15 protein-coding genes are annotated in these 14,579 nt (G+C 69.4%); 9 read left to right on the top strand and 6 right to left on the bottom strand.

The genetic code is table 11. The features are described 5' to 3' along the window. Positions 1–278 precede the first annotated feature (278 nt). Positions 279–935 carry a TetR-type transcription factor C-terminal domain-containing protein gene (locus AC1HFH_RS16750; protein ID WP_480243719.1) on the bottom strand — a complete coding sequence of 219 codons (657 nt, stop codon included), beginning with the start codon at positions 933–935 and terminating at the stop codon, positions 279–281. A 61-nt stretch (positions 936–996) separates the two neighbouring features. Here AC1HFH_RS16750 and AC1HFH_RS16745 point away from each other — a divergent pair, with 61 nt between their 5' ends. Next, a complete protein-coding gene (locus AC1HFH_RS16745; RefSeq protein ID WP_480243718.1) occupies positions 997–2,142 on the top strand; it encodes an acyl-CoA dehydrogenase family protein in 1,146 nt (381 codons plus the stop codon). A 156-nt stretch (positions 2,143–2,298) separates the two neighbouring features. Here the strand turns inward: AC1HFH_RS16745 and AC1HFH_RS16740 are convergent, their stop codons facing one another. Further along, complete coding sequence (locus AC1HFH_RS16740; RefSeq protein ID WP_480243717.1) at positions 2,299–2,967, bottom strand: TetR/AcrR family transcriptional regulator; 669 nt, start codon at positions 2,965–2,967, stop codon at positions 2,299–2,301. 133 nt (positions 2,968–3,100) lie between these two features. On the opposite strand from AC1HFH_RS16740, the gene AC1HFH_RS16735 reads away from it, so the two are divergent. Genes AC1HFH_RS16735 through AC1HFH_RS16725 form a run of 3 tightly spaced genes read left to right on the top strand, consistent with a single transcriptional unit; the run spans position 3,101 to position 5,840 of the window. Further along, positions 3,101–4,135, top strand: a complete 1,035-nt coding sequence (locus tag AC1HFH_RS16735) for an ABC transporter permease (RefSeq protein ID WP_480243716.1) — start codon at positions 3,101–3,103, stop codon at positions 4,133–4,135. After that, entirely contained in the window at positions 4,132–4,974 is an 843-nt protein-coding gene (locus tag AC1HFH_RS16730) for an ABC transporter ATP-binding protein (RefSeq protein ID WP_480243715.1), read from the top strand. Before AC1HFH_RS16735 ends, AC1HFH_RS16730 begins: the two co-directional genes overlap by 4 nt. After that, the gene (locus AC1HFH_RS16725; protein WP_480243714.1) at positions 4,971–5,840 is read left to right on the top strand and encodes an ABC transporter ATP-binding protein; all 870 of its coding nucleotides are present in this window, start codon (positions 4,971–4,973) and stop codon (positions 5,838–5,840) included. The genes AC1HFH_RS16730 and AC1HFH_RS16725 overlap by 4 nt, the downstream gene beginning before the upstream one ends. A 272-nt stretch (positions 5,841–6,112) precedes the next feature. On the opposite strand, the gene AC1HFH_RS16720 is transcribed toward AC1HFH_RS16725, so the two are convergent. The 3 genes from AC1HFH_RS16720 to AC1HFH_RS16710 all read right to left on the bottom strand — a co-directional run bounded on the left by AC1HFH_RS16720 (position 6,113) and on the right by AC1HFH_RS16710 (position 9,074). After that, positions 6,113–6,421: an NUDIX domain-containing protein gene (locus AC1HFH_RS16720; protein WP_480243713.1), complete on the bottom strand. Its 309-nt coding sequence runs from the start codon at positions 6,419–6,421 to the stop codon at positions 6,113–6,115. Positions 6,422–6,935: 514 nt separating this feature from the next. Next, the gene (locus AC1HFH_RS16715) at positions 6,936–7,760 is read right to left on the bottom strand and encodes an oxidoreductase (RefSeq protein ID WP_480243712.1); all 825 of its coding nucleotides are present in this window, start codon (positions 7,758–7,760) and stop codon (positions 6,936–6,938) included. Between the two features lie 81 nt (positions 7,761–7,841). After that, the gene (locus tag AC1HFH_RS16710; protein WP_480243711.1) at positions 7,842–9,074 is read right to left on the bottom strand and encodes a winged helix-turn-helix domain-containing protein; all 1,233 of its coding nucleotides are present in this window, start codon (positions 9,072–9,074) and stop codon (positions 7,842–7,844) included. Between the two features lie 148 nt (positions 9,075–9,222). On the opposite strand from AC1HFH_RS16710, the gene fdxA reads away from it, so the two are divergent. From fdxA to AC1HFH_RS16690, 4 genes are all read left to right on the top strand, one after another. After that, the gene (fdxA, locus tag AC1HFH_RS16705) at positions 9,223–9,543 is read left to right on the top strand and encodes a ferredoxin (protein ID WP_480243710.1); all 321 of its coding nucleotides are present in this window, start codon (positions 9,223–9,225) and stop codon (positions 9,541–9,543) included. Positions 9,544–9,707: 164 nt separating this feature from the next. Continuing rightward, positions 9,708–10,670, top strand: a complete 963-nt coding sequence (locus AC1HFH_RS16700; RefSeq protein ID WP_480243709.1) for a helix-turn-helix domain-containing protein — start codon at positions 9,708–9,710, stop codon at positions 10,668–10,670. Positions 10,671–10,784: 114 nt separating this feature from the next. Continuing rightward, entirely contained in the window at positions 10,785–11,939 is a 1,155-nt protein-coding gene (locus AC1HFH_RS16695; RefSeq protein WP_480243708.1) for a hypothetical protein, read from the top strand. A gap of 73 nt (positions 11,940–12,012) precedes the next feature. Then, on the top strand, positions 12,013–12,777 hold the full coding sequence (locus AC1HFH_RS16690; protein ID WP_480243707.1) for an SDR family oxidoreductase: 765 nt from the start codon (positions 12,013–12,015) through the stop codon (positions 12,775–12,777). On the opposite strand, the gene AC1HFH_RS16685 is transcribed toward AC1HFH_RS16690, so the two are convergent. After that, on the bottom strand, positions 12,750–12,935 hold the full coding sequence (locus AC1HFH_RS16685) for a hypothetical protein (RefSeq protein ID WP_480243706.1): 186 nt from the start codon (positions 12,933–12,935) through the stop codon (positions 12,750–12,752). The two genes, AC1HFH_RS16690 and AC1HFH_RS16685, sit on opposite strands and share 28 nt — an antisense overlap. Before the next feature lie 210 nt (positions 12,936–13,145). On the opposite strand from AC1HFH_RS16685, the gene AC1HFH_RS16680 reads away from it, so the two are divergent. After that, positions 13,146–14,549: a lipase family protein gene (locus AC1HFH_RS16680; protein WP_480243705.1), complete on the top strand. Its 1,404-nt coding sequence runs from the start codon at positions 13,146–13,148 to the stop codon at positions 14,547–14,549. Positions 14,550–14,579: the final 30 nt, after the last annotated feature.

Here is a 14,579-nt window from a genome sequence, read left to right as displayed (position 1 = left end):
CGGTGAAATGAATGATTCGCTACGTAACACTAATTGTGGCCTGTCCCAATTGTGTCGGCGCCGTTGTCCGGCGTGCGATCGGCTACGCCGCGGGGCCGGTCGGGGTTCCTTGCAGGGCGGCGAGCAGACGCGGTGAATCCGAGGCGAACTTCGCGCAAGCGCCCGTCGGGTACGGCCGGGTGGTGCGCAGTCGGGTGCCGCGGCCCGGTGGCCGAATGGGCGGGCGAGTGGTCGCAACGGCCGGTGGTCGGTGGTCGAACGCCGGGGTGAGCGATCGCTTAATCGACTGCCTTGACCATTCGCTCGGCCAGGTTCGCGAAGGCGGCTCCGACGGCGTCGGGCGTGTGCAGTTCGCGGGAGGGATACCAGCGCGCCGTGTCGATGCACAGCGACAGTACGGCGAGGGTGGTGGTGTCGACATCGTCGACGGCGAACTCGCCGGTGCGGGCGCCGGTGGCGATCACCTCCCGCATCACCGCCACCGTGCGGCGGCGCAGTTCGGTGATGCCGCCGCGCTGCGCCTCGTCGAGGGCCTGCCACTCGTGCTGCACGATCCGGGCGGTGGTGTGGTGCTCGGCGTGCCAGTGTGCGAAGGCGTACACCGCGGCCCGGAGGCGTTTCGCGGGGCCGCCGGGCGGTGCGGCCGCCGTTGTCAGGACGGTGAGGGCATCGGCGTGCCCGGCGGTCGCGAGATGGGACAGCACGTCCTGTTTCGAACCGAAATGCACATACATCGCGGCCGGGCTCATCCCGGCCCGGCCGGCGATCTCGCGGGTGGAGGTGCCGTGGAAGCCCTTCTCCGCGAAGGCGTCGCGGGCGGCGTCCAGCAGGCGCCGGACGGCCGGCCGGTCCGGCGTCGGGCCGGTGGCCGCCTTCGTATCCGTTGTCGAGCCCGTCACCCGTCCACCGCCTTCCGGGAAGTCATTCCTTGACATCCTCGCATGTGACCGCGAACAATAAGCGATTGCTTAGTAGATTGTGTTCGAGAGGATCCCAATGCAGCGCTCGGCGTACGTCCAGGACCACCAGGAGTTCCGGAAGTCGGTACACGATTTCCTCGCTCGTGAGGTGGTTCCCGCCGCCGAGCAGTTCATCGAGGACAAGCTGATCGCCCGGCAGGTCTGGCGGGCCGCGGGGGAGCAGGGGATTCTCGGGCTCGAAGTGCCCGACAGCTACGGCGGTGGCGGTGCCGAGGACTATCGGTTCAACGCGGTCGCCATCGAAGAGCTCGCCGCCGTCTCGATGGCGCTCGCCTCCAGCGTGAGCATTCACTTCGATGTGGTGACACCGTATGTGGTGGACCTGGCCTCGGACGCGCAGAAGCAGCAGTGGCTGCCCCGGTTCTGTACCGGTGAGGTGGTCAGCGCCATCGGGATGACCGAGCCGGCGGCGGGCTCGGATCTGGCCGGGCTGAAGACCACTGCGGTCCGGGACGGTTCCGACTGGATTCTCAACGGCTCGAAAACCTTCATCACCAACGGTTACACCGCCGATGTCGTCGTGGTAGCGGCCCGCACTGATCCGGAGAAGCGGTCCAAGGGCATCAGCCTGTTCCTGGTGGATGCAGCGACGCCCGGTTTCGAACGGGGCCGCAAACTCGACAAGGTCGGCCAGCCCGAAGCGGACACCGCCGAGCTGTTCTTCGACAATGTGCGACTGCCCGCCGATGCGCTGCTGGGTGAGGCCGGGCGTGGGTTCGCCTACATGATGGAACGCCTGCCGCAGGAACGGATCGGATCCGCGGTCTCCAACGTCGCGCATGCGAAGCAGATCCTGGTGGAGACCATCGAATACGCGAAGGAGCGCAAGGCGTTCGGCTCGCCGATCGGCTCGTTCCAGCACAACAAGTTCCTGCTTGCCGAACTCGTCACCAAGATCGAGGTCGCACAGGCCTATGTCGATGCCGCGGTCGTCGCCCACGCCGCCGGCGAGCTCTCCGCCGTGGACGCCGCCAAGGCCAAGTGGTGGGCCGCGCAAGTGCAGAACGACGTCCTCGACCACTGCGTCCAACTGCACGGTGGCTACGGCTACATGCGCGAATATCGCGTCGCCCGGGCCTGGATGGACGCCCGCGTCACCAAGATCTGGGCCGGCTCCAACGAGATCATGAAGGAGATCATCGGCCGCGATCTGGAACTCTGACCGCTGCTTCCGGTCGGTCGCACGGCTGGCCCGTACTACCGGCGGGCGGCCGCACCCACGGCTGGGTAGCCGGGTCGCGCGCGTCGCGGCCGAATAATGACGGATCGCTGCGGCGGTGACCTGGGGTGCGGCCGGTCGGCTCGCGAGATTGCGGGGCTACCCCTCGCTACCCGGAGAACCGGCTACCGGGGTGCCGACGAGATAGTGCTCGATGGCCGGGGCGACCCGGGCGACGAGCGTGTCCAGATCGGCGTCGGCGAGGGCCGGAACGGCCAGGACGTACCGGGCCAACGCGAGACCGACCAGGTGACTGGCGGCGAGAGGGAGGCGCAGGGCCGCATCCGCCGGCTGTTCGCCGGTCGGGGAGGCGACCGCCAGCATCGGGGTGAGGATCTCGGCGGTCAGGAACTGCCGTAAGGCGGTGGCGGCCTGTCCGTCGGTGACCGCGGAGGCGATGATCAGCCGGAGCTGGTCCCGGCTCGCCGGGTCTTCCCACAATCCGAGGTAGAACCGGGTGACCCGGGCGCCCAGCCCGGGTTCGTCGCGAGCAGCGAGCAGTCCGGCGATACGCGCCGGCAGATCGTCGGGCAACCGCATCGCGGTGGCGAACAGGTCCGCCTTGGTGCCGTAGAAGTGGTGCACGAGAGCAGGATCCACGCCCGCCGCGGTCGCGATTCCCCGGATGGTGGCAGCCGTGTAGCCGTTGGTGGCGAACTCGGTCCGGGCGGCGGTGAGGATCTGCTGCCGGGTTCCCGGATCGGCGGTCACGCGGCGTGGGCGGCCACGGGAGCGGCGTGCTCGCGGGTTCGGCTGTGCGGTGCTCATGCGTCCAGTCTAGTAATTCATCACCTGTTGAATAAATGGGCTGCGAGTCCTAATCTGAGGTTGTCCGGCACATCGAGCCGGGATACCGATCGGGTTCGGGTGGCGGGCCGGGATCCGGGGATGGAGCGTCGCAATGCGGGCGATGGTGTTGAAGGAGTTCCTGGAGCTGCGCAGGGACAAGCGGACGATGGCGATGATCATCGCGTTACCACTGGTCCTGCTGGTGGTATTCGGATACGCGGCCGACTTCGGCGTGGATTCTCTGCGCACCGATGTCGTCGGCCCCCGGGCCGAAGTGGCCGCCGGGCAGCTGCCGGGTTTGTTCGAGGTGCAGGACGTCGATCCCGCGGGCACCCGCGCGGATGGGGAGGCCACGCTGCGTGATGCGGGCGCCGATGTCGTGCTGGTGACCGCGGCGGACGGTCCGCCGACGCTGCTGATCGACGGGTCGCAGCTGTTCGCCGCCCAGCAGGCGACGGCGGCCGCAGGGCGCACCGGGGGCGCGGTGACACCGGAGGTGTTGTTCAATCCGGATCTCGAAACGTCCTGGGTGATGGTGCCGGCCCTGATCGGGCTGATCCTGGCCTTCATCGGCACGATCATCACCGCGATCGGTCTGGTGCGGGAACGTCAGACCGGCACCCTCGAGCAGCTGGCGGTGATGCCGTTCAGTCCGGTGGATGTGATCGCGGGCAAGATCGCACCGTATTTCCTGTTGGCCGCCTTCGACATGGTCGTCGTGACGGTGCTCGGGATGGCGGTGTTCGGGGTGCCGTTCAACGGCAATGTCGCGATCTTCGCGCTCGGCGCGGCGCTGTTCCTGTTCGTGGTGCTGGGTATCGGGGTGCTGGTGTCGACCGTATCGCAGACCCAGGGTCAGGCGATGCAGCTCGCGCTGATGGTGATGCTGCCGCAGATCCTGCTGTCGGGCATGATCTTTCCGCTGGAATCGATGGCGGCGGGTGTGCGCTGGATCGGCTATCTGCTGCCGCTGACCTGGTTCGTGAAGATCTCCCAGGGCGAGATGCTGCGCGGCGCCTCGCTCGGCTCGCTGTGGTTGCCGTTGACGGTACTGGCCGTGATGGCCGTGCTGGTGTTCGGCGCGGCGGTGCTGCGGTTCCGCCGCGATCTCGCCCCCGCCGCCGCGACCGCGCAGGCCGGACGATGAGCGCCCGGGCATGGGGCGCGTACGGGCTGACGGTCCGGTACGGCGCCCGGACGGTCCTCGACGACATCACCTTTCCGGTGCCGTGTGGCGCGGTGACCATGGTCGTCGGCGGGGACGGTGCCGGTAAGACCACCCTGTTGCGGACGCTGGTGAGCGGCCATGCCGCGGGTACGGCGATCGTCGCCCCGCCGCAACCGGACTGCGGTTTCATGCCGACCGGAGGGGCCGGGGTGTGGGCCGATCTCACCGTGGACGAGAACTTCGCCTTCGTTGCCGCGGCCTACGGCCTGCCCGGCTCGGTGCTGCAGGAGCGCCGGGAACAGCTGCTGGCGGCCGCCGATCTGACGGACGCACGTAAGCGCCTGGCCCGCGAACTGTCCGGCGGTATGCGGCAGAAGCTGGCCTTCTGCCTGGTGATGGTGCACCGGCCGCGCCTGGTGGTGCTGGACGAGCCCAGCACCGGTGTGGACCCGGTCAGCCGAGTGGACCTGTGGCGGTTGATCTCCCGGGCCGCTGCCGACGGTGCCGCCGTGGCGATGGCCACCACCTATCTCGATGAAGCCGAACGCGCATCGTCGGTGTTGGTCCTCGACGAGGGGCAGGCCGTCGCGACCGGTACCGCCGACGAGGTGATCGCGGCGACTCCGGGCACGATCACCACCGGCATCGAACCCGCGGACGACCCGGAACTGTCCTGGCGGCGCGGTCGGGTGCGCAGATCGTGGCACCCCGGACCGCCACGACCCGGCGAGACGGCCTGGCCGCCCGATCTGGAGGATGCCGTGATCGCCACCACCTTGGCGCGGCGAGCCACCCGGCAGGCAGGAGCAGCGCGATGACCGAACCGGTACTGGCCGCCACCGAACAGGTGGGGAAGAACTTCGGTGCCTGCACCGCGGTCGACGACGTGTCGCTGACGGTGTCCCCCGGCGAAATCGTGGGGCTGCTGGGCGCCAACGGCGCCGGCAAGACCACCCTCATCCGGCTGCTCCTGGGCCTGACCGTGCCGTCGGCAGGGCGGGTCACCATGTTCGGCCGGGCTCCCGCCCGGGACACGCGGAACCGGTTGGGCTACGTTCCGCAGGGCCTGGGCCTGTGGGAGGAACTGACCGTCGCCGAGAACGTCGCCTTCGCGGCCGCAGCATTCGACGGCGCCGGAACCGCTCGGCTCCCGGCGGAACTGACCGCCGAACGGGACCGGCTCGTCGGGGATATCGGGCTGGGACTGCAGCGCCGCCTGGCCTTCGGTATCGCGCTGGCACACCGGCCCCGGCTGCTGGTCCTCGACGAACCGACCTCCGGCGTCGACCCACTGTCCCGTGCCCGGCTCTGGGACATCGTGCACGACCAGGCCGACAACGGCGTAGGCGTCCTGGTCACCACGCACTACATGCAGGAGGCCGAACAGTGCGACCGCCTCGTCCTCATGTCCCGGGGCCGGGCCGTCGCCGCAGGCACCACAGCCGAGATCATCGGTGACACCGAAGCCTGCGAAGTGGACACCCCGTCCGCCGACTGGTCGGCGGCCTTCACCGCACTCACCGCCGCAGGCCTGCCGGTCACCCTGGCAGGCCGCCGCGTCCGCGTCGCCGACACCCCATCGGACACCATCCGCGCCGCCCTCGCGCAGGCCGACGTCACCGGGACCGTCCACCGGGTGCCGGCCACTCTGGAAGAACGGATGACGGTGTTGGAACGGGGGTGAGTAGACGGCTGCCTGCAGATCTCGGCCGGCGCCGGATACGGACCCATAGGGGACTCGGCGATATCGCATGCGGGACCGCGGCCGCCTGTACCGGCCGGAGCTGATAGACCGTATGCGGGTGCCGGACCGACGTGGTGCGTTCTCACTCGACGGGTACACACTTGCCGGAGGTCAGGACACGGGATGTGATCCGCCGGCGAGGTATGCGGTCAGCATGGCGTTTTCCTCGAATCCCAACTCGGTTGCGGCGATGTCGGACGCGCTGAATCACTTCAAACCCTGTCCTCGGTCAGTGTCACCTCATCGATATCCAGATCGAGAACGGTGGCGAAGGTGTGCTCCCGAAGACCCCAATGTCGGTCTCGCGTGCAGTGATGCTCGATTGTGGCTGGGTCCAGGGCGATTCCGATTTCTTCCTGGATCTCGCGGATCACACATTCCTTCCGGGTTTCGCCGGGTTCTCGGTGGCCGCCCGGCAGCGCCCACATCCCAGGGCAGGGGATGCTGGGTTTGTCGTCGCGCAGGAACAACAGCACCTGGTCCCGGGAGTTCCGGATGATGATGTTCGATCCCTCAGCCATGGTGTTCCTCGTGGGTGTCGGTCGGGCCGGGTTGGTCGGCGCGCCGAGTTCGCGCTGTCCGATCATGACGCCGATCCATATCGGCTGCGCTACTTCGACGCGGCAGCGGTCGATGGCACGATGGCCGCCTGCTGGAGGTGGCCCGGCACCAGCCGACATATGCCGGTGAGACGGCGGAGGCGATCGACCGGGCCATCGCAACCCGGGCGCCGAACCGGTGGCGGTCTGCGACTCTCGACCGGCTCGGGCCCGCGGAGGCGCGCCTGATCCAGCGCGAACACGAGGAGGCGCACCGCCTCGGTGTGCTGGCGCTGGAGGCTGTAGGGCAGGGATGGGCCCAGGACGTGTCTCGAAGTGGCGCCGTGGGCCAACTGCTGGGCCGCTGTGTACGCCGGATCTTCGGATCGACACACTGGGATCGCGAAATCCTCGCACGACTGCCTCGCGGAATGCCGTACGACATTGCCGGCCGGGAATCCGGGGTGCCGGTCGGTGTGGGCGCAGCAAGCCCTCCTCACTGCTGGACGCCCGCGGCCCGTGTCACCACGCGGTCGAACATCCGGTCGCTGAGCAGGGTGCGCAGCAGGATCATGGGTTTGCCGTATTTGCCGACGACGTAGCGGGTCCTGGGGCGGCGGGCGGTGACGGCCCGGACGATGACCTCGGCGGGGCGGGCGGCCGGGGTGCCGCTGCCGGGTTCGTAGTTCTTCCGGCTGGATTCCGCCATTTTCCGGACCATATCGGCGTATGCCGAGGTGCCGGAGCGCTCCTGGAGCTGTTGCACCAGTACGTCACCGAATTCGGTTTCGATCACGCCCGGCTCGATCACGATGACGTCGATCCCGAACGGCGCCACTTCCAGCCGCAAACAGTCCGACCAGCCCTCCAGGGCGTGCTTGGTGGCGTGATACCAGGCGCCGAGCGGGGTGTAGACCTTGCCACCCATCGACGACATGTTCACGATCCGGCCGAAACCCTGGCGGCGCATATGCGGCAACACCAGCTGGGTGAGGCGCGCGAGCCCGAACAGATTGACCTCGAACTGCCGTCGGGCTTCCTCTAGAGGAATGTCCTCGACCGCACCGTACAGGCCGAAACCGGCATTGTTGATCAGCACGTCGACCCCGCCGTGGTCGGTGGCGATCCGGTCGACCACGGATTGGATATCGGCGTCCCGGGTGATGTCCATCGGCAGGGTGACCGCACCCAGCCGAGCCAGATCGGCCATCCGGTCCACGCGCCGGGCGGCGGCATACACCGTGTACCCGGCGTCGAGCAGCTTCTTCGCGGTCTCCTCGCCCATCCCGGACGAGGCGCCGGTCACCAATGCAGTAGGCATGCTCTTCGCTTCCGTTCCGGGGCGGCCCCGGCGACCGCCGTCGTCTCCAGCGTAGAAAGATGCGCCGCCTGCCGGAACCGGTCACCGTTGCACGGTGCCGTCGACTGCCTGGCATTCCACCCGGTCCAGGCCCAGCCACTCGGCCATCTCACGCAACTGGGCGGTCAGCTCGGTGCCGGTGTCCGGCGGGGCATCGTCCTCCAGGGTGATCTGCCGGACCAGCAGCGTCCCCGATGCCCGGTCGGCCTTCAGATCAACCCGGGCGACCAACTGCTCGCCCAGCAGGAACGGCAGCACATAGTAGCCGTGCACCCGCTTGGCCGCCGGGACGTAGATCTCCAGCCGGTAGCGGAACCCGAACAGCTCTTCGGCCCGGTCGCGGGTCCAGATCAGCGAGTCGAAGGGGCTGAGCAGCGCGCGGGCCTCGATCCGCCGCGGGATCCGGGCGTTCTTGTGCAGGTAGACGGCGCGCTCCCAGCCGCGCACCCGGACCGGCACCAGTTCGCCGGCGTCGACGAGATCCGCGACCGCGGCTTTCGCCTCCGCAGCACCCAGGCGAAAGTAGTCGCGCAGGCATCGTTCGGTGGCGATACCGTGCGCCCGGGCCGCAATCGCCACCAGTTCGCGATGCGCCTCCTCGGGCGACGGTTCGGGGGCCAGATGGTGTTCGGGCGGCAGCACCCGCTCGGGCAGATCGTAGCGGCGCTCGAAGGCGGCGTTGCGTCCGTCGGCGGTGAGCTCCCCGGTCCAGAACAGGTACTCCAGGCACTTCTTGACCTCGGACCAGTTCCAGCCCCAGTGCTCCTTCACCCGGGGCACGTCGTGGGCGAGCGCCGCCTCGACCTCCCGGGCGGTCGCGGGCCCGATCCGGGCAACCTCCTCGAACGCAGCCTTCACCAGTTCGGGTTTGCTGTCCCGGATGGCGGTGAACCAGCCGGCACCCCGCGCGGTGCGGTTGCGCTCCATCCGGAACCGCATCAACTGCCGGGTGGCGGGTGGTACCAGGCTGGCCTCGTGCGCCCAGCATTCGACCAGCCGTGCCGGTCCGGTGCCCGCCGCCGTGGTGGTGGCCCGGTCCAGCAGGGCGGGGTCGTAGTCGCCGAGACGGGCGAACACCGGCAGATACTGGCTGCGGGCCAGCACGTTCACACTGTCGATCTGCAGGATCCCGACCCGGCGCACCACCCGGCCCAGATGTGCGAGCGTCGGCCGCCGATCGGGCCGCCGATCGGCGAATCCCTGAGCGGCCAGCGCGATTCGGCGGGCCTGGGGCAAGGAGAGTTCGGTGGCGCGGCGGGAGTGCGGGGCGGGCATGGTGTCACGCTAGACCGGACCTCCGACATGCGGCTCCGCGGCGACGGGTCCGGATCGGCGATAGGATGCGAACGGGTGCCCGAACGGCCCGACCGGCTTCGTAGTACGAGAACGTCCCGGCCCGACACGTCTCCCGAAGGAGCCTCGCATGACCTATGTGATCGCCGAACCCTGTGTGGACGTCAAGGACAAGGCCTGTCTCGAGGAGTGCCCGGTCGACTGCATCTACGAAGGCAACCGGATGCTCTACATCCAGCCCGACGAATGCGTCGACTGCAGTGCCTGCGAACCGGTCTGCCCGGTCGAGGCGATCTTCTTCGAAGACGACGTCCCGGACCAGTGGTCCGACTACACCCGCACCAACGTCGACTTCTTCGACACCATCGGCGCCCCCGGCGGGGCGACCAGAATCGGCAAGATCGACAGTGACACCCCGCTGGTGGCGGGACTGGCGCCGGGCGCCGACTGACCGCAACCACACCGGGGGAGGCAGAAGACGGTCGGCGGCGGCCGGGCCCGCGGTGCGGGGCGGAGGTCGGTCGGCCATCGCGCGCGAACACGGCGGGCTACCATACGAGCCGTGCCGCGGCAGCGGCAGTGCTCGAGGTGGCTTTGCGGAGGGGGGCAGCCGAGTTGGCAGTCGAACCGGCGCTGGAGTTGTCGGCGGCGACGGGACGTGGCGAAGCGTACGACCAGTGGCTGGCGTTGATGGCGGAAACCTATGTGCCGCTGGCGGTGGAGGCCGATCCGGAGCAGCCGTTCTACGGCCGGGTACACAGTGATTCGCTGGCCGGCCGGGAGGATTTCCGGTTGGCGACCCTATCCGGCCGGAACCAGCGGTTCCGCCGAACCACCAGGCATATCGGCCGGTCCGACGACGAGTTCCTCGTCTCGGTGATCCAGACCAGAGGCCGGTCCCGGCTGTGCCACGCCGGCCGGGAGACGGTGATCGCGCCCGGCGAAATGGTCTTCCTGGACTGCAGCAGACCGTTCTACTGGCCGGACTGGGTGGACTTCGGGATGGTGACCGTTCAGGTGCCGGTGCAGCTGGTCCGGGCACAACCGGGCCTGGGCCGGATCGACTTCCCGGTCGGCATCCGGTTGCCGGCCGACGGAGCGGCCGGAGTGGTGTCCGGATTCTTCCGCAATCTTGCTCGGATACAACAGGAATCGCCGACCGAGGCGAAACTGCTGGCCTCGGGTGCGCTTGACCTGTTCGCCTCGGCGGTGGTGCTGGCTTCGGGAGAGCAGCGGCCCGGGGCGACCGGCGCAGTCCTGGCCCGGGAGCATGCGCTGGCCTACCTGCGTGAGCATTGCACCGATCCGGATCTGACGGTCGACGAAGTCGCGTTCGCCTGCAAGGTGTCGCGGCGCACGCTGTTCCGGATATTCGAAGCCACCGGATGCAGTTTCGCCACCACCTTGCGCCGGATGCGGGTGCGGTACGGCCGGAAGCTGTTGCTGTGTGATCGAACCATGTCGGCGGCGACGGTCGCGTTCGCCTCCGGATTCGCTTCCGAACGGACCTTCCATCGAGCGTTTCTCGACGAGGTCGGGATGACGCCGGGCGAATACCGGCACACACACCTGCGCTGATCCCCGGGATGGCGCCGGTTGTCAGAAGGTTGGCACGGGAAGTCTGTGGCCGGTCCGGCCGGTTGCCCGACACTGGGGGACCGATGATCGGTGGAGCATGAGGGGATAGATGTCATGCGGGACGGGACCAGGGAACTCGTGGTGGGACAGGCCGGTGACCTGTGCAGGCAGCCGGGAAATCGGGAGCGGCCCGAGGAGTTGCCGGGCCGCGCGGCATACGTGCGGGAGTTGCGCGCTCTGCACGAGGCCGCGGGGCGGCCGACCGCCGCGCAGGTCTGTGCCCACCTCGGGGTGCCGGTGTCGGAGAAGATCCGGGAGTGGTTGCCGGCCCGTGCGGATGGCACGGTGCGGCGCATTCCGCGGTCGGGCACTGATCCGCACTTCGAGCTGATGATCGGGGCGCTCACCGAGAAGGCGGCGCATCTCGCCCGGCATCGGGGCCGGTCGTTCCGCGCCACGCCGATGGTGCAGTGGGACCGGCTCCGCGCCCAGGCTGCGCAGGCCGGCGTGCGGCGTCGCCGCACGGCCACACCGCCCGGACCACCGCACGGCACCGACGAGTGGCCGCTGGCGGAACGCGCCCGGCTGGTCGGCGCCGCCTGGGCCGCGCTGGACCGGCACGGTGCGGCACTGATCGGCGCCGGTGGGGTCGGCAAGACCCGGCTGGCCCGCGAGCTCGCCCGCGCCGAACACGCGGCCGGAACCCCGACCTGGTGGATCGTCGGATCGCCCGGTGCCCGGGAGGTGCCCTTCGGTGCGCTGGCGGCGGTGCTGCCCCGGCTGCCGGGTATCCAGCGGGAAGTGATCCGGTCGGCGATCGAGCTGTTCGGCACCCCGGGTCCGAACGGGCTGCCGTTGATCGTCGTCGACGATGCCCACCTGCTGGACGAGTCCACCGGGTTCGTCATCCATCAGCTGATGGTGCATCGGCGCGCCCGGGTGCTGTTGACGGTGCGGGATGACGAACCGATCCCGGAGACGGTGTGCGCCATCGTCCGATCGGGTGAGCTCGCCGAACTCCCGGTGCCTTCGTTGACAGTGTCCGGTGTCGGCGAGATCCTGGCGAAACTGGTCGGTTCCGATGTGGATCCGGATCTCGCGGAGCGGATCTGGTGCCGGTGCCGCGGCAATCCGCTGCAGCTGCGCCGATTGGTGGACCCGCCGGGCCGGACCCGGCCGGTCCAGGAGCTGGTGCTGGCGGCCGGTTCGGTGCACACTCCGCTGCCGCCGGGCACGGCGGCGGGCCTCGAGCCGGCGACTGCCCGCTGAGGCATGGTCGCGGCGTGCTCCGCGGTCGGATAGTTTTCCGGGGAGAACCGTCCCGACCGACAGGAGCATCCAGATGAGCAACCCCAGTGTCACCCGCACCGCGATCGTGACCGGCGCCGCCCGGGGAATCGGTGCCGGTGTCGCCGAGCGGCTCGCCGCCGACGGCTTCGCGGTGGCGGTGCTCGACCTCGACGAGGCCGCCTGCCGGCCGGTGGTCGACCGGATCGAGGCTGCGGGTGGCCGGGCGCTGGGCGTCGGCGCGGACGTCGCCGACGAAGCCGGAGTTGCAGCGGCGGTGGAGCGCGTTGCCGGCGAGCTCGGTGAGCCCACGGTCCTGGTCAACAACGCCGGCATCATCCGCGACAACCTGCTGTTCAAGATGAGCACGTCCGACTGGGATTCGGTGATGAACGTGCACCTGCGCGGCTCGTTCCTGATGACCCGGGCGGTGCAGGGCTACATGACGGCAGCCGGCTGGGGGCGCATCATCAACCTGTCGAGCACCTCCGCACTGGGCAACCGCGGCCAGGCCAACTACGCCGCGGCGAAGGCCGGCATCCAGGGCTTCACCAAGACCCTGGCCTTCGAACTCGGCAAGTTCGGCGTCACCGCGAACGCGATCGCACCGGGCTTCATCGAGACCGAGATGACCGCTGCCACCGCCGAACGGGTCGGCGTGCCGTTCGAGGACTTCAAGGCGGCCGTGGCGAAGGAGATCCCGGTGGCCCGGACCGGAGTGCCGGCCGATATCGCGCACGCGGCCTCGTTCTTCGCCTCGGAAGGCGCCGGATTCGTCAGTGGCCAGGTGCTCTACGTCGCGGGCGGCCCGAAGGCCTGATCCGGTTCGCTGCGCGGCTCCGGCGCCGACGGCGACAGCCGCACCACCCCCGAGTCGAGATCCAACTCGACCCGCGGGCGGTCCAGGTCTCCGGTTCCCTCCCGATCACCGTCGTGGATCAGCTTCTTCCCCGGAAACAGTTCGCCCATGATGCCCATGATTCGACGATAGCGCGGGACCGGCTGGCTGGGCGGTCGCACCATATGGGGTGCACACCAGTCCCGAGCAGGCGAAGTTGTGACTGCGGGGGGAGCGGACCGGACCGCCTGTCGAACGCTGTCCGGGCGGTCTACGGTGTCCGACGTCCGGGACCGGGCCGAGAACACCGGAACCGTTCGGGAGTGTCGGCGTCCGGCGATGGGAGCGGTGTGAGTATCGGATGGCCACAGGCGCGGCCGAGTCGGCCGGTCGGCGGCGAGGTGATCCCGCTGGAATCGGTGCACCGGGCTCCGCTACGCAGGTCCGAGGATCCCTTCTTCCGGCCACCGGCGGACCTCGCCGAGCTCCCGCCCGGCACGATCCTGCGCAGCCGCCCGGTCGAGATCGGATTGTTCGGGGTGGTCCGCCAGCACGTATCGGCATGGCAGGTGGCCTACCGCACCAACGATCTGCACGGCACACCCGAAGTCGGGGTCACCACGATCGTGGCGCCACCGGGCCGGGTCCGCTATCGGGGCATCCTCGCATTCGCCTCGGCCGTGGATGCGATCGCCGAACACTGCGCCCCGTCGTACGCGCTCCGGCTCGGCGCCGCCGCGCTCGGCTCGATCACCCAGATCGAATGGCCGATGATGATCGCGGCGGCCGTGCGCCGGGGCTGGCTGGTGTCCATCGCCGACCACGGCGGTCCACACGGCGGTTTCGGCGTCCCACGCGAACCCGGCTACCGCATCCTCGACGGCATCCGCGCGGTGCGGGCCTTCGACCGGATCGATATCGACTCCGCCGCCCCGATCACGGTCTGGGGCTATTCCGGCGGTGGCATGGCGGCCTCCTGGACCGTGGAGATGGCGCCCGGATACGCCCCGGAACTGGACCTCACCGCAGCCGTGCTGGGGGCACCGGTCGGTAACCCGGGTGAAGTTCTGCGCCGCCTGGACGGCGGACTGTTCGCAGGCTTCCCGACGATGGTGATCGCCGCACTGCGCAACACCTATCCCGCGATCGACCATGCCGTGCACGCCCACGCCACCCCGGCCGGTCGGTCGCTCCTGGACCGTATCCGCACGCTCGCTCCCGCCGCGGCTCTGGTCCGCATGGCGAAGCGAGACCTCACCTCGTACCTGGACCGGCCGCTGGACGACGTCCTGGCGCGACCGGGCATCCGGCAGATCATCGACGACCTCGAACTCGGCCGGAACCGCCCCGCCTGTCCGCTGCTGATGCTGCAACCGGTCCACGACCAGGTCATTCCCGCCGATTGCGTCGATTCCCAGGCCGACCGGTACCGCCGCCACGGCGTCGAACTCACCTACCTGCGTGACCGGCTCAGTGAGCATTTCACGCTGATGATGTTGTCCGCGCCCACCGCCCTGGACTGGCTCGACGATCGGGTGGCCGGAATCCGCGGCGCAACCGGCAGCACGCGGACCGTATGGTCGATCGCCACCTCGCGCAGGACGATCCGGCACTGCCGGACCATGACCGGAACCGCCGTCCGCACGCTGTTCGGATGTCCGTTGCGAGCCTCCGCCGACCGAGGTTCCGGTGGGCTGCGCACCACCGTTCGGGAGGCGCCGGTAACGCAGGCGAAGACGGAGCGGGGCGCCTGATCCGCCGGGCAGCGGGATCAGGCGCTGTCG

This window comes from Nocardia sp. KT25-26, from assembly GCF_056627695.1.
The sequence above is the reverse complement of the archived record's forward strand: the minus strand, read 5'-3'. Positions and strand labels throughout refer to the sequence as shown.